This window comes from Pedobacter sp. MR2016-19 (assembly GCF_014947265.1).
In the GTDB taxonomy this organism is placed as follows: domain Bacteria; phylum Bacteroidota; class Bacteroidia; order Sphingobacteriales; family Sphingobacteriaceae; genus Pedobacter.
In genome coordinates, this window is the sequence record NZ_JADCNK010000026.1 from 35,142 (window position 1) to 56,325 (window position 21,184).

22 protein-coding genes are annotated in these 21,184 nt (G+C 38.0%); 15 read left to right on the forward strand and 7 right to left on the reverse strand.

Annotated elements, in window-relative coordinates; genetic code table 11:
- Positions 1–2: 2 nt before the first annotated feature.
- Both eboE and IM793_RS22400 read left to right on the forward strand, forming a co-directional pair.
- Positions 3–1,169 carry a metabolite traffic protein EboE gene (gene eboE, locus IM793_RS22395; protein ID WP_193425304.1) on the forward strand — a complete coding sequence of 389 codons (1,167 nt, stop codon included), beginning with the start codon at positions 3–5 and terminating at the stop codon, positions 1,167–1,169.
- A gap of 8 nt (positions 1,170–1,177) precedes the next feature.
- Positions 1,178–2,527 (forward strand): alkaline phosphatase family protein, encoded by a 1,350-nt coding sequence (locus IM793_RS22400; protein WP_193425306.1) that lies wholly within the window; start codon positions 1,178–1,180, stop codon positions 2,525–2,527.
- Between the two features lie 123 nt (positions 2,528–2,650).
- Here the strand turns inward: IM793_RS22400 and IM793_RS22405 are convergent, their stop codons facing one another.
- The 6 genes from IM793_RS22405 to fucP all read right to left on the reverse strand — a co-directional run bounded on the left by IM793_RS22405 (position 2,651) and on the right by fucP (position 9,801).
- Positions 2,651–3,049 (reverse strand): hypothetical protein, encoded by a 399-nt coding sequence (locus IM793_RS22405; RefSeq protein WP_193425309.1) that lies wholly within the window; start codon positions 3,047–3,049, stop codon positions 2,651–2,653.
- Between the two features lie 65 nt (positions 3,050–3,114).
- Positions 3,115–4,038, reverse strand: coding sequence for an AraC family transcriptional regulator (locus tag IM793_RS22410; RefSeq protein WP_193425312.1), 924 nt, complete (start codon positions 4,036–4,038; stop codon positions 3,115–3,117).
- A gap of 66 nt (positions 4,039–4,104) precedes the next feature.
- The gene (locus IM793_RS22415) at positions 4,105–4,965 is read right to left on the reverse strand and encodes an SDR family NAD(P)-dependent oxidoreductase (protein ID WP_193425315.1); all 861 of its coding nucleotides are present in this window, start codon (positions 4,963–4,965) and stop codon (positions 4,105–4,107) included.
- Between the two features lie 110 nt (positions 4,966–5,075).
- Positions 5,076–5,813: a hypothetical protein gene (locus tag IM793_RS22420; RefSeq protein WP_193425317.1), complete on the reverse strand. Its 738-nt coding sequence runs from the start codon at positions 5,811–5,813 to the stop codon at positions 5,076–5,078.
- Positions 5,814–6,844: 1,031 nt separating this feature from the next.
- A complete protein-coding gene (locus tag IM793_RS22425) occupies positions 6,845–8,482 on the reverse strand; it encodes a UxaA family hydrolase (protein ID WP_193425320.1) in 1,638 nt (545 codons plus the stop codon).
- Positions 8,483–8,490: 8 nt separating this feature from the next.
- Positions 8,491–9,801, reverse strand: coding sequence for an L-fucose:H+ symporter permease (gene fucP, locus IM793_RS22430; protein WP_193425323.1), 1,311 nt, complete (start codon positions 9,799–9,801; stop codon positions 8,491–8,493).
- Positions 9,802–9,976: 175 nt separating this feature from the next.
- Between fucP and IM793_RS22435 the strand changes: the two genes are divergently transcribed.
- Positions 9,977–10,846: an AraC family transcriptional regulator gene (locus IM793_RS22435; RefSeq protein ID WP_193425326.1), complete on the forward strand. Its 870-nt coding sequence runs from the start codon at positions 9,977–9,979 to the stop codon at positions 10,844–10,846.
- Between the two features lie 428 nt (positions 10,847–11,274).
- On the opposite strand, the gene IM793_RS22440 is transcribed toward IM793_RS22435, so the two are convergent.
- Positions 11,275–12,234, reverse strand: a complete 960-nt coding sequence (locus IM793_RS22440; RefSeq protein ID WP_193425329.1) for a GlxA family transcriptional regulator — start codon at positions 12,232–12,234, stop codon at positions 11,275–11,277.
- Positions 12,235–12,368: 134 nt separating this feature from the next.
- Here IM793_RS22440 and IM793_RS22445 point away from each other — a divergent pair, with 134 nt between their 5' ends.
- From IM793_RS22445 to IM793_RS22500, 12 genes are all read left to right on the forward strand, one after another.
- Entirely contained in the window at positions 12,369–12,863 is a 495-nt protein-coding gene (locus IM793_RS22445; protein ID WP_132402867.1) for a DinB family protein, read from the forward strand.
- 3 nt (positions 12,864–12,866) lie between these two features.
- Positions 12,867–13,373, forward strand: coding sequence for a DinB family protein (locus IM793_RS22450; protein WP_193425333.1), 507 nt, complete (start codon positions 12,867–12,869; stop codon positions 13,371–13,373).
- Positions 13,374–13,388: 15 nt separating this feature from the next.
- Complete coding sequence (locus IM793_RS22455) at positions 13,389–13,802, forward strand: hypothetical protein (protein WP_193425335.1); 414 nt, start codon at positions 13,389–13,391, stop codon at positions 13,800–13,802.
- A 552-nt stretch (positions 13,803–14,354) separates the two neighbouring features.
- Positions 14,355–14,732 carry a DoxX family membrane protein gene (locus tag IM793_RS22460; RefSeq protein WP_193425338.1) on the forward strand — a complete coding sequence of 126 codons (378 nt, stop codon included), beginning with the start codon at positions 14,355–14,357 and terminating at the stop codon, positions 14,730–14,732.
- Between the two features lie 99 nt (positions 14,733–14,831).
- Entirely contained in the window at positions 14,832–15,263 is a 432-nt protein-coding gene (locus tag IM793_RS22465; RefSeq protein WP_193425341.1) for a DUF2147 domain-containing protein, read from the forward strand.
- Between the two features lie 6 nt (positions 15,264–15,269).
- Complete coding sequence (locus IM793_RS22470; protein WP_193425344.1) at positions 15,270–16,289, forward strand: YCF48-related protein; 1,020 nt, start codon at positions 15,270–15,272, stop codon at positions 16,287–16,289.
- 151 nt (positions 16,290–16,440) lie between these two features.
- A complete protein-coding gene (locus tag IM793_RS22475; protein ID WP_193425347.1) occupies positions 16,441–17,256 on the forward strand; it encodes a DUF475 domain-containing protein in 816 nt (271 codons plus the stop codon).
- Positions 17,257–17,353: 97 nt separating this feature from the next.
- Positions 17,354–18,058: an HAD family hydrolase gene (locus tag IM793_RS22480; RefSeq protein ID WP_193425349.1), complete on the forward strand. Its 705-nt coding sequence runs from the start codon at positions 17,354–17,356 to the stop codon at positions 18,056–18,058.
- Positions 18,045–18,881, forward strand: coding sequence for a phosphoribosyltransferase family protein (locus IM793_RS22485; protein ID WP_132402891.1), 837 nt, complete (start codon positions 18,045–18,047; stop codon positions 18,879–18,881). The genes IM793_RS22480 and IM793_RS22485 overlap by 14 nt, the downstream gene beginning before the upstream one ends.
- Positions 18,882–18,883: 2 nt before the next feature.
- A complete protein-coding gene (locus tag IM793_RS22490; RefSeq protein WP_132402894.1) occupies positions 18,884–19,438 on the forward strand; it encodes a TerD family protein in 555 nt (184 codons plus the stop codon).
- A 4-nt stretch (positions 19,439–19,442) separates the two neighbouring features.
- Entirely contained in the window at positions 19,443–20,057 is a 615-nt protein-coding gene (locus IM793_RS22495; RefSeq protein ID WP_132402897.1) for a TerD family protein, read from the forward strand.
- 26 nt (positions 20,058–20,083) lie between these two features.
- Positions 20,084–21,181 (forward strand): toxic anion resistance protein, encoded by a 1,098-nt coding sequence (locus IM793_RS22500; RefSeq protein ID WP_193425352.1) that lies wholly within the window; start codon positions 20,084–20,086, stop codon positions 21,179–21,181.
- The last annotated feature ends 3 nt before the right edge of the window (positions 21,182–21,184 follow it).

Here is a 21,184-nt window from a genome sequence, read left to right on the forward strand (position 1 = left end):
CTATGAAATTAACTTCCGGACATTTAACCTTCTGTACCAATATTTATGCAGGCGAAAACTGGATGGCACATTTTGCCGTGTTAAAAGATAGTTTTCCAATATTAAAAGCACAATTATCGCCAGAGGCACCGATGGGGATCGGCTTGCGCCTTTCCAATCTCGCAAGTATCGAATTGCTGGAAAAAAATCACCTGGAAGCATTTAAACAATGGCTTGCACAGGAAGGTGGCTATGTTTTTACCATGAACGGATTCCCATACGGAGGCTTTCACCATACCAGGGTTAAAGATCAGGTACATGCACCAGATTGGACAACAGAAGAACGTGTTGAATATACACTCCGTTTGGCCGAAATCCTTTCACAATTGCTTCCTGCTGATATGGATGGTGGCATTTCAACATCGCCATTGAGTTATAAACCATGGTTTACAACTACTGAAGCCAGAAAAAGTGCCACAGCTAGCGCAACTGCTAATATCATAAAGGTGGCCGGGGCTTTACATTATATACAGAGCAAAAGCGGCAAGGTGATCCATTTGGACATTGAACCTGAACCTGATGGTTTTCTTGAATCAGGCCCTGAATTTATCGATTGGTACGAAAATGTGCTTTTACCTGCTGGGAATGAGGAAAGCATGATCAAAAACCACATCCGTTTGTGTTATGATGTTTGCCATTTTGCAATCGGTTATGAACCGCATACAGCCATCATCAACGAATTGCAGCAAAAAGGCATTAAAATTGGGAAAATCCAGATCAGTGCTGCACTAAAAGCTAAATTGCCGGCATCTGTTGCAGAAAGAACTGCTGTGTTGGATCAACTGAGCCGTTTTGATGAACCCACTTATCTTCATCAGGTAATAGCCAGAAAAGATGATGGTCATTTAATCCGTTATCCTGATCTTAAAGAGGCCCTTGCAGAAGGCGAAAATCTGGCGGTAGAAGAGTGGAGAGCGCATTTTCATGTTCCTATTTTTGTTGAAGATATGGGCTTGATCCAATCTACACAATCGGATATTACCGAGGTACTAAACCTGCAAAAAAATAATCCTTTTACTGCTCATTTAGAAGTAGAAACCTATACCTGGGAAGTTTTACCAACGGCATTAAAAGCACCCCTGAATGATTCCATCATCAGAGAGCTGGCCTGGGTTAAAAATTTATTATAAGTAAGAATATGCATAAAACCGTTGTTATCGATATTGTAGCCTTATCTGCTTCTGTAATTGGAGCACATACGCCTTTTCTTCAGAAATATATTGCCGGGAACCATTTAACAACTATAGAACCCTTATTGCCGGCAGTTACTACGGCAGTGCAATCAAGTTATCTGACGGGTAAATATCCTTCAGAAAATGGTATTGTAGGTAATGGTTGGTACGATCATGCGGATGCTGAAATTAAATTCTGGAAACAGTCTAACAAACTGGTAAATGCCGAAAAAATATGGGATCGCGCTAAAAAGGAAAATCCTGATTTTACCTGTTCCAATATGTTCTGGTGGTACAATATGTATTCAACAGCCGATTTTTCGGTAACACCACGTCCAAATTACCTTGCCGATGGACGTAAATTACCTGATTGTTATTCGCAGCCTGCAGCGCTGCGCGACCATTTGCAGGCTAAACTGGGGCAGTTCCCCTTGTTTCAGTTCTGGGGCCCTGGTGCAAATATTAAATCAACAAGGTGGATTGCAGATGCCTCGATGGAAACTGAAAAGCTACATAATCCTACGCTTACCTTAATTTACCTGCCGCATCTGGATTATTGCCTGCAAAAGTTTGGCCCCGAGTTGGATAAAATCAGTACAGAACTCAAAGAAATCGATCAGGTGGTAGAAGAATTGGTGCGTTTTTACGAAAGTAGAGGCGCGCGTATTATCCTGCTTTCTGAGTATGGTATTGCACCTGTAAATAACCCGATTCATCTTAATCGTTTGTTCAGAGAGAATGGCCTGATCCAGATTCGTGAAGAAAGAGGATTGGAGTTGCTTGATCCGGGCGCTTCTAAAGCATTTGTAGTGGCCGATCACCAGGTTGCACACGTTTATATTAACGACAAAGGCGTAACAGAGCAGGTAAAAGCCTTATTGAAAAATATAACTGGCATTGAATTGGTGCTTGACAAAACAGCACAGGACAAACACCACATTAACCACGAGCGTTCGGGTGACCTGGTACTGGTTGCACAAGAAAACAGCTGGTTTACCTATTATTTCTGGTTGGATGATGCTAAAGCGCCAGATTATGCAAGGGTAGTTGATATCCACAAAAAACCTGGGTACGATCCTGTAGAAATGTTCATGACCTCTAAATTAAGGGCAGGGTACAAACTTTTAAGGAAAAAAGCCGGGTTCCGTTATGTAATGGATGTAATTCCGCTTGATGCTACTTTGGTTAAAGGATCGCATGGTGGCATTAACGGAGCCGATAAATTTAAACCTGTTCTGGTTACTTCAGCGTCGATCGGGAAAACCTTACAAGCACCAGATGTTTATCAGGTGATATGGGATAGTTTAACAGTTTAAAAAGAACGACTGTTCTGCTGATCTAATAGCTATCGAATCAGCAGAACAGTCGCATTTAATGAAGATTTTGTTTAGTTCAGGTTCAAATAAATTAATCTTTTAATAATCTTATCTATAAGATTATTATTCTCTTACAAACCTGTATCCACAACCCTCAATACAGGGAGGATTAAGTTCAAGGGATTTTGCCGAAACTTTGTAATAAAAAGTCAACGGCATTTGGTAATTGTTGCTGTAAACTTGCATTTTTACACTGTCCAAAATCCTGAATGAAAATAAATTTGGAAAGGCATCTCCTTTAAAATTTCCAGCTTTATCTGCAGATTTTTCTAAAGTAAGATATTTAATTTCACCGTTTACTTTTGTGTACTTACCCGTTCCATTACCAATATCGGACATGGCTTCCGTTAGTTTCCATTTGCCGTAAACTTCTTCAGGCCCGTCATTATTGTTGTCTGATTTTTTGCAGGATACATGAATAACGCCTGCAACCGCTAAAAGGAGTAATACTATCTTTTTCATAAAGCTTTAATTTACAGCTTATACGTTACAAAAATCAAAAACGCTACTAAACAGTTGTTTTTTCGTTAATTAAACATTTTCCTAAAGGCCAGGGGCGATACCTTGGTTTTTGCTTTAAATAATTTATTAAATGATTGCGGATGTTCAAAGCCCAGTTCGTAGGCCACTTCACTTACTGATAAATTGGTGCCGGATAATTTTTCTTTTGCTTTTTCGATCAGTTTCTGGTGGATGTGCTGTTGTGCATTTTGTCCGGTGAGTGAGCGGAGCAAATCGCTCAAATAACTTGGCGAAACATTTAAATGGTCGGAAAGGTATTGCACGGTTGGCAAACCTTTAAGCATGGTTATTTTATCGTTAAAATATTCTTCCAACAATTCTTCCAGTTTTTGCAACAGGTCGCTGTTTAATACTTTGCGTGTAATAAACTGCCGTTTATAAAAACGGTTGCTGTAATTTAGTAAAAGTTCAATCTGCGTGATGATCACATCCTGGCTAAAATCGTCAATCCTGCTGTTCAGTTCTTCCTCAATACTTTTAAAAATGCTAATAATGGTCGTTTTCTCCTTTTCTGATAAATGCAAAGCCTCATTGGTTGCATACGAAAAGAAACCATAACTTTTGATCTTTTTGGCAATTGGGTAAGATAATAGAAAATCGGGATGAATTAATAAGTTGTATAGCGAACAGACACTTGAGCTTAAATCCTCATCATGACCAATAATCTGGTTGGGAGCAGCAAACAATAAACCGCCTTCATCAAAATCATAATAACTCTGTCCATATTTTAGCCTGCCACTCAACTTAGGTTTGTACGAGATTTTATAAAAATTCAGGATATGTGAATTGGGCTGTCCGTTCATTTCAACCGGATGATCTTCATTGTTAATTAAACTGATCAGGGGGTGTTTAGGCTGTGGCAGGCCCATCATTCGGTGTGCTTCTGTTAACGAACTGAATTTATGTGGGCTATTGTCTACCTTTTTCATATTGATGTATACAAATATAACCGATAAGCTGTTGATTATCGGTTATATAGTTAATTTTCTGATTAATTAACCTTGTGCTGCATTTGATACGGCTTCCCATTCCTCCCAGGTTGATAAGCGCTCCGCATAAGCCGTGCGTACCCAAGGCAGGTTATGGCTGCCTAAGAATAAGCGGAGTGGTGGATTTTCAGCATCAACGATTTTGAAAACAGCTTGTGGCGTTGCGTCCGGATTTCCCCTTTCCATTTGCTGTAACCCTTCAAAAAACTTTGCTTTAAATTCTGTATAAACCTCCAAACCGTCTGCAAATTTTAACGATTCCTGACTTCCAAATTCAGTAGCATAAGCACCTGGTTCGATAATGGTTACTTTAATGCCAAAAGATTTTACCTCTGCTGCCAAACTCTCGTGGATGGCTTCGAATGCCCATTTAGAAGAAGCATAATAACCGATAACGGGTAGAACTACGTGGCCAAGGTTGCTCGAGGTACCTAAAATATGTCCGTATCCCTGCTTGCGTAATATCGGCAGCGCAGCTTGTATAACAGCCACCGTTCCGAAAATGTTGGTATCGTACATGGCCTTAACCTGATCAATGGTAGCCTCTTCAATAGTACCCACAAGCGAATAACCTGCATTGTTTAACACAATATCCAACCTTCCAAAATGTTTGTGTGCCTGTTGAACAGCTTTTTCTACCTGGTCATAATTGGTTACATCCAGTTCTAATGTCAATACATTTTCCTTATACCTTTCCTGAAGATCGGCTATACTAGAAATGTTTCTTGCCGTTGCAGCCACTTTATCGCCGCGTTCCAGTGCGGCTGTTGCCCATACCCGGCCAAAGCCACGCGATGAACCTGTAATAAACCAAACTTTATAAGCTGGAGCGGTAGTATTATCCTGATTTTCTTGTTGATGTTCCATAATTTTCGACTTAAATAAATTGATAATCCAAAGGTGACAATGCTTCAATGTTATTTTGTAGTCGAATTGAGGGCTTTTGTAGCCAAAATGAGAAAGAAAGAGGGAGTAGCTTAGCTTGATTTTAAAACAACCAAAATGAGTATAACACTCAGCATCAGAATAAAAAAAGAAAATTTGAAATAAACGGTAAAAAAAGGGAACTTTTTTTCCTGTGCACCATAATGGATTAAATTTTCCTGAAGTTGTTGTACGTATTTTTCGTTTTCCTGTTGATCCCGGCTCAGCTGGTTAAAATCTTTAAACTTTTTAAAATCCTGTGATGTTCCCGGTACCAGTATCCAAAGTTTTTGATCAGTTTGCAGGTAGATCACATTTAATAGCAATGCATCTTTCTTGATCTGGTAGTGCTTAACATTGATGAGGTTATCCGCAACAACAGGACCATTTTCCCATGTAACATTAATGCGGTGATATGCATTGTAGATAAAAAGTATACCAATGGCTATTGCTATGGGCAGGATAACTTCTTTGGTAAGGATGGCATCTACAATTTTGGGATAGGGGAGTGAATCGTAAGGATCAAGTTCTCCAATCAGCATAACCAGCATTAAAATATTGATTAGGTTGAAAACAAGACTAACAATAAAATAAGCTTGTTTTAAATCAGCACATTTTAGGTGTACCGGAAACATTTTCTGACCAAGGCCATAGGCTTCGGGTAGTACATCAGGGAAATTAGCAACTTCCTGTTGAAATTTTTTATTCCGATAGCGGATAATCATGCCCAATACCACGATACAGAGAAACGCTATTCCGATAAACAGGTAAAAGGTGTATTGTGAATTCAAATGGCTACAAGAGATTTAGATCTTACTGTTTCAAACTTTTGTAAAAGACAAATACAGAGGCATAAATGTTTTTCTGGTGCTTGTTTTTTGGTTGTTTAGTTATTAAGTTGTTTTTAAATCCGTGGTCTGTATCCTTTCAGACCATTAAAACATATTTTATTTCGGCCTGTGGGGACACAGACGAAGGAGTTGGTTAATAAGATTGGTGGGGACACGAACCATGGCAATGGAAAAATTCACGCTTTCGGTGGTAGTTTAATGATCTTTTATTTGGAGCGCAATCCCTGTGTAAAACAAGAAGTTTCTTCCCGTTTTCCGTTTTTACGCTTCGCTTCCTCGTGCCTCGTCGCTGTAGGGTAACACTTCAACCGGGGCTAGGTGGGCAAAACAGCATTTCATTTTTGGGGCTGCAGGGTGAAGAACCCTTGTTGATTAAACCTGATTGAGCGGAATAGCCCGCAGCGCAGCGAGGACTATAAGCGAAAGCGGGGCTGTAAACTGCCAGGAGCCACAAGCCACTCATTTCCTAATTTTAATAAAACTCTTTCTTAATCGTCATTCTGAATTTATTCCATTTCGGTCTGTGGGAACACCGACCGAGGAGTTGGTAGTTTTTCGCAGATCAATTTGTTTTTATTGTGCTCAAGAATGCTGGCGCATTTTGGAGTGCCAATTACCCAAAGCGCTTTGCGTTAAGTTGAAAGTATATGTCATTCCAGAAAGCCACTGTTTGAAAACAAAGGAGTTAGAATAGTAGTTCTTGTTCGTAGGCGCGTCATTTCAACCTTAGTGTAGTACCCGAGGACTATGCGAAGCAAAATCTTTGAACTTTCAATAATCATAGTTCAAAGATTTCTCCATTTCGCTGCGCTTCAGTCGAAATGACGGTCGACTTTGGGAATCTGCCATTATTATTTGGTCGGGAACCCAATGTTTAATAATGGGTATTTTAAGCTTCCCATTTTCGCGATAATGACGACTTTCCTATTGGGATCTGCCTCAGGCATCTTCCATTTTACCTTGTCCATCTTTTAAAGGCTTACCCCTCTTTTCCAGGGGATAAAATCATCCTGATTAAGCTGTACGGCTTTTGGAGTTTCTTCGCCACTGGCCACTTTAATACAGTATTCTAATATATCTTCGCCCATTTCATTAATGGTTTTTTCACCATTGATAACTGGTCCGGTATCGATATCGATAATATCACTCATGCGTTTGGCCAGGATTGAATTGGTGGCTACTTTAATGGTTGGGCAAACCGGATTTCCTGTTGGTGTACCTAAACCTGTAGTAAATAAAATTAAGGTTGCGCCGGCAGCAGCTTTACCTGTAGTGGCTTCAACATCATTACCTGGAGTACATACCAGGCTTAAGCCAGGTTTAGTTGCCGGTTCCGTGTAGTCTAAAACATCTACCACAGGAGCGGAGCCGGCTTTACGCGCCGCACCAGCCGACTTAATCGCATCAGTAATTAAGCCATCCTTAATGTTACCCGGAGAAGGATTCATGTAAAAACCCGAACCCACTTTATGTGCCAGATCATCATACTCTGTCATTAAACGGATGAATTTTTCGGCAGTTGGCTGATCAACTGATCTATCGATCATTTCCTGCTCCACCCCACAAAGTTCGGGGAACTCTGCCAATAAAACCTTTGCACCTAAGGCTACCAATAAATCGGCACAGTAACCAACCGCAGGGTTTGCTGAAATACCGCTAAAGCCATCGCTACCGCCACATTTAACTCCCACACACATCTTGCTTAACGGCGCCGTCGCACGCTCTTGTTTATTAATGAACATCAATCCTTCAAAGGTATCGCGGATGGCATTTTGGATCAATTGCTCTTCACTTTGTGACTTTTGTTGCTCGAAAATTAAAAGTGGTTTATCAAAATCAGGGTCAAGGGCAAACAGATCGCGTTTAAAATCTTCTACCTGCAAGTGCTGGCAGCCTAAACTTAAAACGGTTATACCGGCCACATTGGGGTGATGGGCATAAGCCGCCAGCAATTTGCTCAGCGTATCCGAGTCCTGTCGTGTTCCACCACAACCCCCATTGTGTGTGAGGAATTTAATTCCGTCTACATTTTTAAAGGTGCGGCTGGCTTTATCTACTTTAGGTTCAAAACTAATATGGTTAATATCTTCTCCGTTTTCATAGGCCTGAACCAGTTTGTGGGTATAAGATTTATATTTGTCATCTACGGCATAACCCAACTCACTATAAAGCGATTCTTTAATAATGTCCAGATTTCTGTTTTCGCAAAATACAGTCGGAATAAATAACCAATAATTAGCGGTACCCACTTCGCCGTTTTTACGGTGATAACCATTAAAACTGCGGTTGGCATATTTACTTACATCGGGCGCTTCCCATTTGTAATTAACATTACGATAAGCAAATGGCTCTGCAGCATGTTTGGTATTCTCCACATTCATTCGCATACCAGCCTTTACCTCAAATTGTACCTTTCCAACCAAAACGCCGTACATCATTACCTCGTCGCCTGCTTTCATATCCTGCATAAAAAATTTATGTTTGGCAGGGATCTCATCAACAGTAACGTAGGTATTTCCTTCATGCACTATTTTGGTATCCTGAGGCAAATTCTGTAATGCAACCAAAACATTATCAGCGTTGTTAATCTTGATGACTAAATTTTTCATTGTCAATTTTATGCTTCTAAACTAATTTCTTTTTCAATGTGATTGGGTTTCCATCCTTTCCAGCCAAAGTAGAAAACCACTAAAAAGCATACAAATGGTACCAAATATCCATATTGTATATTGTGTGTGGCATCCGATATCAAACCTAATATCGGCGGTAAAAAGGCGCCACCAACAATAGACATCACAATTAACGATGAGCCAAGTTTTGTGTCTTTACCCAAACCTGCTATACCCAGGGAGAATATGGTTGGGAACATGATCGACATAAAGAAAGAGACACCGATTAAAGCATAAACAGTAATCATTCCACTTGCAAAAATAGATACGAGCGTAAGTATAGCACTGATTAATGCATAAAGCATCAACAGCTTATGGGCAGCTACGTATCTCATGAAGAAGGTTCCGGCAAACCTGCCAATCATAAAAGCCAGGCCTGCAGCACCAGCGTACCATTTTGCTGCATCCTGACTGATACCTGCCGATGAGGTAACAAAACTGATGAATAAACTCAATACGCAAACCTGTGCACCAACATAAAAAAACTGACCGATAATGGCCCAACGCAAATGGCTATGGCCTAACACATGTGAAAAACTACTTTTTTCCTGTGCATTTTCTTCTTCTTTGATATCGGGCAGCTTGGTGAAAATAAATAGTATAGCGACTACAATAATCAGGATGCCTAAAATTAGATATGGCGCTTTTACCGTCGATGCCTCTTCGAGTATATAAGCCTGTTTTTCTAAGGGCAACATTTTCGCCAATTGAACATCGGTATATTTTACTTCGGTAAAAATAAATTTACCGCCGAGTACAGGTGCTAAAAATGCAGCTAAACCATTAAATGACTGAGAGAAATTTAAGCGCTGGGTAGCGGTTTCTGGTGGACCTAACACGGTAACATAAGGGTTTGCCGCTGTTTCTAAAAAGGTTAAACCACAGGCGATAATAAAAAGTGCACCTAAGAAAAAGATGTATTGTGCGGTATTGGCGGCGGGTATAAATAATAAACAGCCAATGGCAAATAAAACAAGGCCTAATATTATCCCACTTTTATACCCGTACTTACGCATAATGTAACCTGCGGGTAGTGCCAATAAAAAATAAGCGATAAAAACAGATGAATCAACCAGGGTAGATTCGAAAACGTTTAGTTGAAAAGCTTTGCGTAAATGCGGAATTAATACCGGATCGAGATTGTGGACAAAACCCCAGAAGAAAAATAGACTGGTGACCAAAATTAATGGGAATAAATATCCCTTGCCATTTTTTGGCGTATCTGATACCTGAAAGTTCGTTGATGGTGTGTGGCTCATGTTTTGTTAGTTATAATGGTTTAAGCTGGTTCTTTTTGGTTAGTTGCTGTATTACAAATTAAACCGATAAGTATTAATAAAAATTTAACTTTATGATCTAATTATTAAACGATATTAGCTCCATTTTTTACATTGCAAAATAATTTTGCATATTAGATTGATTTTTTAAGATTTTATGAAACCGCATTTACTTAATGTATCTACCAATTCAGTAGATTCTTTTAGCGCTCGAAGAGATGTTTTGCCCGATATTAACAACCGTTGGCATTACCATTCTGCTCTAGAACTAATCTACGTTAAAAAAGGCAGAGGTACGCAGTTTATTGGCGATAGTATTAAAAATTTTAAAGACGGCGATGTGGTTTTGCTGGGGAGCAATTTACCGCATTACTGGCGCTTTGACCCAGAATTTTTTGATGAAAAGGCTTGCGAACCGGTAGACGTTTATGCGATTCATTTTAAGGAAGATTTTTTGGGTAAAGATTTTCTCAATCTTCCCGAAAATCAGGAACTTAAAAAAGTTTTACTTCAATCCACACAAGGAATTCAGCTACAAGGAATTTCTAAAGAAAAAATTGCCAGTTTGATGCCGCAGATTATCGAATCAACAGGTACAATGCGGATCATAAAAATACTCGAAGCATTAACAGAAATAGCCAATTGCGAAGAAAAAAGCACGTTGGTTTCGCTAGGTTTTAAACCAAACTTTTTGGAGAACGAGAAAGATAGGATCCAATCTATTTATAACTATACCATTAGCAATTACAAGAATAAAATTGAACTGAAAGAAATTGCTGCGGTAGCAAAAATTAGCCCCAATTCATTCTGTAAATTCTTTAAAACTAAAAGCAGGAAGACGTATACACAATTTCTGAATGAGATTAGAGTAGGGCAGGCCTGTAAATTATTGATTGAAAATGATCTTACTGTGAAAGAAGTCTGTTACGACTGCGGATTTTATAATTTTACCAGTTTCCACAAATACTTTAGGGAAATAACGGGTAAAACCCCGTTGAAATATCAACAGGCTTTTTCTAAACAATAATTACCATTAATAATAGCCGATTATAGACTTTCGTTTGCGTTTTTTAACTAATATTTTACGGATTCTATCGCTAATCCGAAACCAGAAAAAAGAGTAAATGTTTTGACTTGAAAAGAGACGTTAATTTTGATGACGGGAAAAGAACTGGTTAAAATTTTTCATCATCGCTGGGAATCTGCTCAGCGGAGTGATAACAGTACAACATTGATCCAAAAGAGATAATGTAAAATACGGCTGTGATTAAAAGGAATTTGCTCATATATAGATATTTGGTTAGTGTAATTATAAAGTTAAGTTATCTTAAATAGGAGAGGATACCGCATTTATTTTAAATTAATTATTAACATAGTTGATTTTTAGTGTTGAAAACTATTCATTTAGTTTTTTTGTTGCGCTAGTTACCAGTATACCTACCTGATATTGATGATTTATCTGGGCTGAAATTTCTCGCGGTATTGGGTCGGTGTCATACCTACTGATTTTCTAAACACTTTTCTAAATGCTTTTGGATCGTTGTAACCTGAATTATAAATCACTTCCGTCATTTGCTGTGCGGTTTGCTCTAATAATTTTTTTGCGGCTTCGATACGGGTTTGTTGCAGATACTTAATAGGGGTAATTCCAATCACCTGCTTAAAACGGCGTACAATATTTCTTCTACTGGAAGGAATATCTTTAATCATCTCTTCAATCGTAGCTATATCCTGATAATTATTTTCAATTTTTTCTTGTGCAGAAGCAACAATATCATCATTGTGATGACGGATAGGCTGGAAGGTGCTAAAGTATAATTGGTTTACGCGGTCCATATCGATTGCAAAAATCTTCGCCACCTTAACAGCCATATCTTTTCCGCAATGAAGCTGTAAAAGATGTAACAATAAATGAAAGGTAGAGGTTGCGCCACCACTTGTAAATAACCTGCCGTCTTGTGTTACCGTTTTATCAGCCTTTAAATGCACTAGAGGAAATGCTGTAGAAAAAGCAGAACAGGCATCAACATGGGTGGTCGCCGCTTTGCGATCCAACAATCCCGATGCGGCAAGTAAAAAAGCACCGGTACAAAAGGTAGCAATTTCTGCTCCTGCTGCATGTTGTTTATTTAACCATGGGATGTAGCTGCTGTTGGCACCAATGCAATCTTTTATATCATGGTTTGCAAATGATGGAATCAAAATCAGTTCAAACTGCCCGACATTTTCTAAGGGTATGCAAGGATGTGTGCTAAAATTATAATTTTTATCGTCCAAGCTAATTAAACTAATGTTAAATGGAGTTTCAAGTTCATCTTTGGTGTAAAAACCATTTACAGTATCAAATACATCTAAAATAGCCGCTATGCTTAATAATCTAAAGTTTTTGGGCAGTAAAACACCTACTTGCATCATTTGGTTAGAATTAAGGAATCATAAATATATAAAAATTGTCTGAAATGCCCCTTAAGATTGACTTTTACGGCAAGCCTGTTCACTCGAATTAACAACTAACTTTATTTCAGGTTAATTACTAATTATTTAACGATATGAAAACTACACCAACGAGTGGCAGAATGTACGGCATTTTAGTATTGTACGAAATGCAAACAGATTTTTTATTAAGGGCTTTAGATGGCATAGCGCAAAATGATGCCCAAAAAAGATTAGATACCAAAGCCAACCACATCGCCTGGATTACGGGCAGTGTAGTGCAGGGGCGCTATTTTCTGGCTAAATCGTTCGGTATCGATCTTCTATCCATCACCGACGAACTTTTTGCCAATAACAAGGGCATTATCGATGATGCGGTTTATCCTCCGCTTGCAGATTTTATAAAAGATTGGAAAAAGATTTCTCCAAAGCTGCAGGAAGCTTTAACCCAGGCTACGGATGAAAAACTGGAAGAGAAACTCAACATACCCGGAATGGAAATTACCCTTTTCGAAATGATCAGTTTTAGTAGCTACCGGGAAGCCAACTGCATCGGACAAATTGCCCTGTGGCGTAGGTTATTGGGCTATCCAGGAATGAATTACATGTAAATTATGGAAAAAGTAATGAATGAAGCCAACGAAACCTTATTGGCATTGGAAAACGCTTTCTCAAAATTTGATACCTCATTGGTGAATAAAGTGCCTTTTGAAGGCAGCTGGACAGCAGGTCAATTGGCTGAGCATCTGGTTTTGTCGAATTCGGGCTTTTTACAGGTCATCAATGGCCCTGTAAGGGAAACAGATAAACCAGCCGATTTTATGGTAGCGCAAATTAAAAAGGATTTTTTGAATTTCAATGTGAAGTACGATTCGCCTAAAGAAATCTATCCTGAAAATAGAGCCTACAACCCATCTGAATTATTGGGAAATTTAAGGCAGATCAGGGTGGGGATATCGGAAGCGGCGGGAAACCTGGATTTAACTAAAACCTGTAGCGCTTATGAACTGCCCGGTTATGGTTTTCTTACCCGTTTGGAAGCTATTTATTTTGTGATCTATCATACACAACGACATGTACATCAATTAAAGAATATGTATAGCCAGCTATATAACAATTGATTTTTAACTAAATTTATGAGAAACAACAGGCTTAACCTATTAAATCCCTATATCGGTAAATGGAAAACAGAAGGTTTAACAAAATCGGGTGATATAATTGCTGGAACAGATATCTACGAGTGGGTTGATGGTGGCTTTTTCTTAACACACCGGGTAGATATCCTATTCGGTAATAAAAATGTCCAATCTTTAGAAATCACACATTACGACGATATGGAAGATGTTTTTAGGTCGCAATCGTTCGATAATGCAGGTTGTATTTCGATATCTACCCTTAAAATTTACGATGATATCATTTTAATATTTGCTGATAAAGAAAGATTTAAAGGGAATTTTAAAGCCAATACGATTGAAGGAATATGGGAACAATTTGATGGCAAGAACTGGGTGCATTGGATGGATATAAAGTTGACAAAGATTCTCTCCTAACCTCATGCTGAACTCATTTAACATCTTTGATTGGTTAGATATTGAAACAAGTTCAGAATGTCCGGTTTATGGAATTTGTCATTCTGAATGCAATGAAGAATCTTTGTTAAACAAGTTTTAAGGTCTGCTTTTCATAGGTTAACGATTCTTCGCTGCGCTACCATTGACGTTGTTTTGCAAATAATTATTAATCAGAACTTTAACTGCTTAGGCATTTCCACCCAGCTAGGCCATAGCACGATATCCCCGTTCTGCTTAAATCCGGCCTAACAAATTTTTCGGGTTGCACTGCTTAAGACAACCTACTAGCTTCGAAAGAAAAATTTTCAGCCGGTGTTTTTTGTTTCTTTTTGACACCAAAAAGAAAGAGCCCTTCGGCGGCGGCGAGCCGAGGCAAGACCGCGTCGTAGGATAAGAGAAGACAATTGTACTTCACTCATATTGATTTTAAACAATTAATTAACCCTAAATGACAATTAAGATAATGGCCAGTATACAATGAAAATCTAAAAAAAAATATTATTTTTAATTATAAACCAAAATTAAACCACTATGAAAATTGCAGTTATTATTGTGCGCGTGCTTTTAGCCGCCATGTATCTTTTTGCTTCTGTAAGCTATTTTCTTAATTTAATGCCGAAGGCTCCTGAAATGACAGCGGCACAAACTAGTTTTATGACTGGCGTAATGGCATCTGTGTACCTTTTTCCATTAATCAAAATAACCGAATTGGTTGGTGGTATACTATTGCTTATCGGCCGTACAGCACCTTTGGCAGCATTGGTTATTTTTCCGGTTACCTTAAATATTTTTCTTTACCATGCATTTTTAGGTCCGAAAGATTTACCTATGGTGGGCGTGATGCTTATATTTAATTTATTTCTATTTTATGCGTATCGTGCTAAGTATCTGCCGATCGTTTCAAGGTAAATTTTAAATTTTTTAAAATTTCATACTTTTTCTCTTTATTTGGTGTTTCGATATAAGGTGTAATTCATTATCTTTAAAAACTAACTAGAAATAAAAAATATGAGAAAGTTCCCATTGTTAATGCTGCTTTTTGTTGCAGTATCGTTTTCTGCATTTGCACAAAACAAAGATGCTATTGTAGGCAAATGGCTTAATCCATCGGGTGAAGGGCAAATAGAAATTTACAAAAAAGGCGAGAAATTTTTTGGGAAACTGGCCTGGATAAAGGAGCCAAACATCAACGGTAAGCCTAAACTGGATGTTAACAACCCTGATGCCAATCTGAAGAAACGTGCTTTATTAAATCTGGAAATATTAAAAGATTTTGTTTATGATGATGGCAAATGGACGGATGGAACGATTTACGATCCGAAAAGTGGCAAAACATATAGCTGTAACATGTCTTTAAAGAGTAACGATGTGTTAAATATCCGCGGATATGTGGGTATCTCACTTTTAGGACGATCTGAAACTTTTAGACGGGTTAAATAAGAACAGATGAAGAAATTAATATGGTGCCTTTTATTGGCACCTTTTTTTTGCGCCGCGCAGTCGTATTCCATAAAACCCCTGAATGAGCATACTAAGACCAGTTTACGTGGATTAAGTGTCGTATCAGATCAGGTTGCCTGGGTAAGTGGTAGTAATGGATCAGTAGGTAAAACCACTGATGGCGGCAAAACCTGGACCTGGATAAAACCCAAAGGTTACGAAAAAATCGATTTCAGGGATATCGAAGCTTTCAACGATAAACAGGCTATTATTGTGGGCATTGCTTCGCCGGCCTATATTCTGAAAACCATTGATGGTGGCGAAACCTGGACAGAAAATTATAAAAATGTAGATTCAGCAATATTTTTAGATGGTTTGAGTTTCTGGGATAAAAATAAAGGAATCATTTTCGGCGACCCTATTAATGATAAAATGCAGTTGCTTAAAACGGTAGATGCAGGTAAAACCTGGGAGAATATCTCTTCAAATTTAAAAACCAGTTTAACCAAAGGCGAAGCCAGTTTTGCCGCCAGCGGAACAACCATTAAAACATTACCGGGTGGCAAAACCTGGATTGCTACTGGTGGAACAGTAGCTAACATTTACTTTTCACCCGATTATGGACAAAGCTGGCAGATATTTAAATGCCCTATTTTACAGGGCGAGGGGAGTACCGGTCCTTTCTCTATCGATTTTTTAAACGAAAAAACAGGTATAACCGTCGGCGGTAACTACTTAAAAGATAAAGAAAATTCGAATAATGTGCTTTTAACAAGCGATGGAGGCAAAACCTGGAAAAAGCCAATTTCGCCTGTTTTAGGCTTTCGATCGGCTGTAACCTATATTAATGCTAAAACCATAATTGCAACGGGTACTTCAGGCACAGATATTTCTACAGATGGCGGTCAGAACTGGAAACACATTTCAGATCAAAGTTTTAATGCTGTTCAAAAAGCCAAGAAGGGCAAACAGATTCTTCTGGCAGGAGAGAAAGGTAAGATCTATCAATTGGAGGTTAGCAAATAAAATTTCAGCCCTATTACGTAACAGTTTTATTGATTAAGTATCTAATCAGTAAACGATTCAATAAATAAAAAAGATTGAAGCATTGAGATTGATAAAATTTTGTTTCTTTGCTGTCAACTAAAACTTTAATTTAAACATACACACTCGTTCAATGGATTTTTTGCATACAATTTTAGGTGATGATATACAGGCCGGATTATTAATTATTTTAAATTTAATTGTGATCGAAAGCTTGCTGTCGGTAGATAATGCTGCTGTTTTGGCAACGATGGTAATGGATTTGCCAAAATCGCAAAGAGAAAAGGCTTTAAAATACGGCATTATCGGTGCTTATGTTTTCAGGGGTATTTGTTTATTCCTGGCAGCATGGTTGGTTAAAATCTGGTGGTTAAAACCACTTGGTGGTTTATACCTGTTATACCTTGCTTTCGATTATTTTAGAAAAAAGAACAGTAAAAAGAATGAGGAAGAAGAGGAAGTAGATAAAAGCAAAAGCTGGATTTATAAATCGACTGTTGGTTTAGTGGGTACTTTTTGGGCTACCGTTGCTTTGGTAGAAGTAATGGATTTAGCCTTCTCTATTGATAACGTTTTTGCTGCGGTGGCTTTTACCGATCATATCTGGTTAATCTATATCGGCGTTTTTATCGGAATTTTGGCCATGCGTTTTGTGGCGCAGGCTTTTGTAAAATTAATGGAAAAATTCACCTTTTTAGAAACGGTTGCCTTTATCGTAATTGGTGTTTTGGGTATTAAACTTACCTCTTCATTATTTACGCATTTTTATCCCGAGTCGCCAATTTCTCATGCCATTGAAGGAGAAAAAACAGATCTTTTCGTATCTATTTTTACTGTAGCCATTTTCATCATACCTGTATTAACCTCTCTTTTCTTTAACTATCCCAAAAAACACAAAAGCGATATTGTTATTTCGGATGAAGCCGAAGAAGTATTGGATAAGTCTTAAAGCTTATCTGTCATAAATCTTACAATCAACCGCTTCTGATTACACAATCAAATTTGTAATATTAGAATCTATTAAACAGATTAGTAAATAAGGTGCAATGGCTTTTTACAAACATTACTCATTCGATCTTTGGTTAACGTTGATTAAATCTAATCCAACTTACAAGCAGGAACGGGTACAGTATTTTTTTAGGAATTTTAATAGCAAGCATAAAAGCATTGATGAAATTGGCATCACTTTCCGTCAGGTAGATTTAATGGTAAACGCCATTAATGAAAAAGCCGGTAAAAATGTTGATGCTGAAGAAATGTATTTAATGATCATCAGTATGATCAATGACTACGATTTCAACTTTAATGATGTAGACCTTAAAGTACTCGATCATGACATGGAGCAGATTGTATTTGACCATATGCCAAAGCTTTACTGTGGTCATTGTTTGGATGTACTGGCAAAAATTAAAGATTCGGGCAAAAGCACTACCAATATATTGAGTAACACGGGTTTTATTAAAGGTAAGACCTTAAAAAAAGTAATTGAACATTTAAGTATTGGTCAGTTTATCGATTTTCAGCTTTATTCTGATGAAGTGCGTATGTCGAAACCCAGTGCAGGTTTTTTTCAGTTGATGTTAGACCGCATCGACAGAACAAAACACCCCGAATTATTGTTAACAGATGTCATCCATGTTGGAGATAACCCCCATGCTGATGTTCGCGGAGCAGAAGCAATGGGAATTAATAGTATGCTGATCAATTCAAACAATTTATCTATCTCAAACCTACTCTATGATACCGTATAATTTCTCGCTCCATAAAATAGACAATACAGTCGATTTTGGCTTTAGTGCCGACGATTATAGTCGCTTTAAGTTTGGCGATGACCTTGTTGCCCGATCTTTCGGGAAAGACCTCGCTGATGGTTTTATCAGGTATTACCTGGCCGATAATCTAATCACCGATCAGATTGTGGTCATTTCCAGTCCTTATAGTTTTATTCCTACCGCAACTTTTGCCATGAAAAACTATTTCGTTTGCCAACTTAACCGTTGGTTGGTCGAAAATGGCGGTTTAGCGGTACAGGAAACCAAAGTGCACAGAACCATTACCTACAAAGAAGATTACGGCGAACTAAGTGCAGAAGAAAGGCTTTCGCTAATTGGTAACGATTCGTTTCACATCGATAAGGATTTTTTGACCGGTAAAACACTTTTGTTTTTGGATGATATCAGGATTACCGGAAGCCATGAACGCATGATCTTAAAAATGGCAAAAGAATATGGTTTAAAGAACGAAATGCATATGCTTTATTTTGCCGAACTGGTGAATGAAAATATCCATCCCAACGTAGAGAACTTTCTGAATTACCATCAGATCAAATCTATTTTCGACCTGGAAGAAATTATCGATGGTGGGAATTTTTGTTTCAATACCCGTATTGTGAAATACATTTTAAATACTACTTCGAGCAGTTTTACCATTTTTTTAGAACGCCGGAGTACAGATTTTATCAACCAGCTTTACGATTTATCTCTGGGGAATAATTATCATACTATAGAGGCGTATTCGAAAAACTTACATCTTATAAAAGACTATATCAAAAACAACAATTATAAATTAATTTAAATATGGCTATTAATTTGCAAAAGGGGCAGAGAGAAAATATTGATGCTCCTAAATTTACAATAGGTTTAGGATGGGATACCAACAGCTCTTCAACAGGTTCTGCATTCGATTTAGATGCTTCAATTTTTTTACTAAACGATCAGAAAAAATTAATTTCAGACGAAAACTTTGTATTCTATAATAATTTGGTTTCTCCGGATGGTGCTGTAGAACATACAGGTGATAACTTAACTGGCGATGGCGATGGCGACGATGAACAGATCAAAATTGATTTGACCAAAGCTGATGCTAAAGTAAGCGAGATCTGTATTGTAGTAACCATTCACGATGCTGAGAACAGAAGACAGAATTTTGGTCAGGTTAGAAATTCTTTCATCCGTATTTTTGACGCGGTAACCAATGAGGTGGTCTTGAAATATGAATTAGAAGAAGATTTCTCTATTGAAACAGCTGTAGAATTCGGAAGGATTTACAAACGCGAAGGCAAATGGAAATTTGAAGCTGTTGGCGTAGGAATGAAAGGTGGTTTACAGGATTATTTAAACAAATATCAATAATATTATGGCAATCAATCTTCAAAAAGGACAGCGCATCAGTCTGGAAAAAAGCAATGGTAGCAAACTTCAGAATGTTTGTGTAGGTATTAACTGGGGTGCTATTGAAAAGAAAGGCCTTTTCGGTTTTGGATCTTCGAAAGAAGCGGTAGATTTAGATGGAAGCTGTGCATTATACAACGAAAACAAACAACTTTTAGAGGTAGTTTATTTCGGTAACCTGAAATCTAAAAACGGTTCTGTAAAGCACAGTGGCGATGATTTAACTGGCGATATGGGAGGCGATGATGGTTTAGATAATGAGGTGATCACACTTGATTTTTCACAGCTGGATGCTAATGTAAATTATGTTGCCTTTGTTTTGAACAGCTTTAGAGGTCATGATTTTGGTACCATTCCTTTTGCTTCCATCCGTATTTATGAAGGCACAACGAAACGTGTTAATGAGGTTTTTGCTAAATTCGATATTGCTAACGGAGCAAATTTTGCAGGTCACGTATCAATGGTGATGGGCGTTTTTTACAAGAAAAACGGTGAATGGAAATTTAATGCCATTGGCGAACCAACCAAAGATAAAAAACTGGAAGATACTGTTAAAACCGTAACTCAAAACTATTTATAAGCCGTAAAGCTGGTAATTATCAAACTATGGAAACCAACCCGAACGTTACCCAAGCCCTTACTCCGGTTAAACTGGATAAAGATGGCAATGTGGATCTCGAGAAAATAACCTCGGAGGAAACGCTTAAATACAATGAAATTGCAAAATCGCTGGAACCATCAGATGTAAATTCGATCCTGAATTACGGAAGCGATGCACAAAACTCAATGGAGAAATACAGTAACGAGTTTTTATCGTCTGTACGTACCTACAATAGTGGCGAAGTTGGCGGTTTAATTAACGAATTGCTAACCGAATTGAATTATATCGATGTTTCTGAATTGGAACAGAGCGGCTTTAAGAGTTTCATCTCTAAAATCCCGTTCTTAAAAAGTTTAGTAGTTGATGTGAAGAAACTTTTTCAGAAATATGACGTGGTGGTAAATAATATCGACAAAATTACCAACAAGATTAAAGCTGGAAGGTTAAATTCAATTAAAGACAACAGTTCGCTGCAAACCATGTTCGATAGCAATGTTAGCTACATCCACCAGATGGAAGAACTGATTATCGCTGGTCAACTAAAATACAACGAATTGAATATTAAACTGGCCGAAATGGAAGGTCGGCCGGCAGATTACCAGGATTATGAAATTGCCGATTTAAGGGATTTCATTAGCCGTTTGGATAAAAGACTTGCCGATATGAAGATTGTGCGTTTCATTATGTTGCAGTCTTTGGCGCAGATCCGTGTGGTACAAAACAACAATACTTCAATTGCAGAAAAAGCACAATCGATTGTTTCTACCACTATTCCGGTTTGGAAAAATCAATTAACGATTGCTGTTGCATTACAAAGGCAAAAGGCCAATGTAGAGATGCAGAAGAAAATTTCGGATACCACCAATACCATTTTACAGAAAAATGCGGAGATGCTGAAACAAAACAGTATTGATGTAGCCAGAGAGAATGAAAAAACTGTGGTATCTTTGGAAACCTTGAAACGAACCACTTCATCGTTGATTGAAACGCTTAATGAGGTGAAACAGATTCACGAAGCAGGTGCGCAGAGTAGAAGAGTGTTAGATGGCGAACTTAAAACTTTGGAAACAGAGTTGAAAAAGAACGTTACGAGGGTGAGTTAATAA

Bases quoted from the DNA above. Each gene is read 5' to 3' on its own strand.
- IM793_RS22455 (WP_193425335.1), top strand. From the start codon at position 13,389: ATGAGAAACAACAGGCTTAACCTATTAAATCCCTATATCGGTAAATGG.
- eboE (WP_193425304.1), top strand. From the start codon at position 3: ATGAAATTAACTTCCGGACATTTAACCTTCTGTACCAATATTTATGCA.
- IM793_RS22495 (WP_132402897.1), top strand. From the start codon at position 19,443: ATGGCAATCAATCTTCAAAAAGGACAGCGCATCAGTCTGGAAAAAAGC.
- IM793_RS22435 (WP_193425326.1), top strand. From the start codon at position 9,977: ATGAAACCGCATTTACTTAATGTATCTACCAATTCAGTAGATTCTTTT.
- IM793_RS22490 (WP_132402894.1), top strand. From the start codon at position 18,884: ATGGCTATTAATTTGCAAAAGGGGCAGAGAGAAAATATTGATGCTCCT.
- IM793_RS22470 (WP_193425344.1), top strand. From the start codon at position 15,270: ATGAAGAAATTAATATGGTGCCTTTTATTGGCACCTTTTTTTTGCGCC.
- IM793_RS22465 (WP_193425341.1), top strand. From the start codon at position 14,832: ATGAGAAAGTTCCCATTGTTAATGCTGCTTTTTGTTGCAGTATCGTTT.
- IM793_RS22425 (WP_193425320.1), bottom strand. From the start codon at position 8,482: ATGAAAAATTTAGTCATCAAGATTAACAACGCTGATAATGTTTTGGTT.
- IM793_RS22440 (WP_193425329.1), bottom strand. From the start codon at position 12,234: ATGATGCAAGTAGGTGTTTTACTGCCCAAAAACTTTAGATTATTAAGC.
- IM793_RS22500 (WP_193425352.1), top strand. From the start codon at position 20,084: ATGGAAACCAACCCGAACGTTACCCAAGCCCTTACTCCGGTTAAACTG.
- fucP (WP_193425323.1), bottom strand. From the start codon at position 9,801: ATGAGCCACACACCATCAACGAACTTTCAGGTATCAGATACGCCAAAA.
- IM793_RS22415 (WP_193425315.1), bottom strand. From the start codon at position 4,965: ATGGAACATCAACAAGAAAATCAGGATAATACTACCGCTCCAGCTTAT.
- IM793_RS22405 (WP_193425309.1), bottom strand. From the start codon at position 3,049: ATGAAAAAGATAGTATTACTCCTTTTAGCGGTTGCAGGCGTTATTCAT.
- IM793_RS22475 (WP_193425347.1), top strand. From the start codon at position 16,441: ATGGATTTTTTGCATACAATTTTAGGTGATGATATACAGGCCGGATTA.
- IM793_RS22460 (WP_193425338.1), top strand. From the start codon at position 14,355: ATGAAAATTGCAGTTATTATTGTGCGCGTGCTTTTAGCCGCCATGTAT.
- IM793_RS22485 (WP_132402891.1), top strand. From the start codon at position 18,045: ATGATACCGTATAATTTCTCGCTCCATAAAATAGACAATACAGTCGAT.
- IM793_RS22400 (WP_193425306.1), top strand. From the start codon at position 1,178: ATGCATAAAACCGTTGTTATCGATATTGTAGCCTTATCTGCTTCTGTA.
- IM793_RS22445 (WP_132402867.1), top strand. From the start codon at position 12,369: ATGAAAACTACACCAACGAGTGGCAGAATGTACGGCATTTTAGTATTG.
- IM793_RS22410 (WP_193425312.1), bottom strand. From the start codon at position 4,038: ATGAAAAAGGTAGACAATAGCCCACATAAATTCAGTTCGTTAACAGAA.
- IM793_RS22450 (WP_193425333.1), top strand. From the start codon at position 12,867: ATGGAAAAAGTAATGAATGAAGCCAACGAAACCTTATTGGCATTGGAA.
- IM793_RS22480 (WP_193425349.1), top strand. From the start codon at position 17,354: ATGGCTTTTTACAAACATTACTCATTCGATCTTTGGTTAACGTTGATT.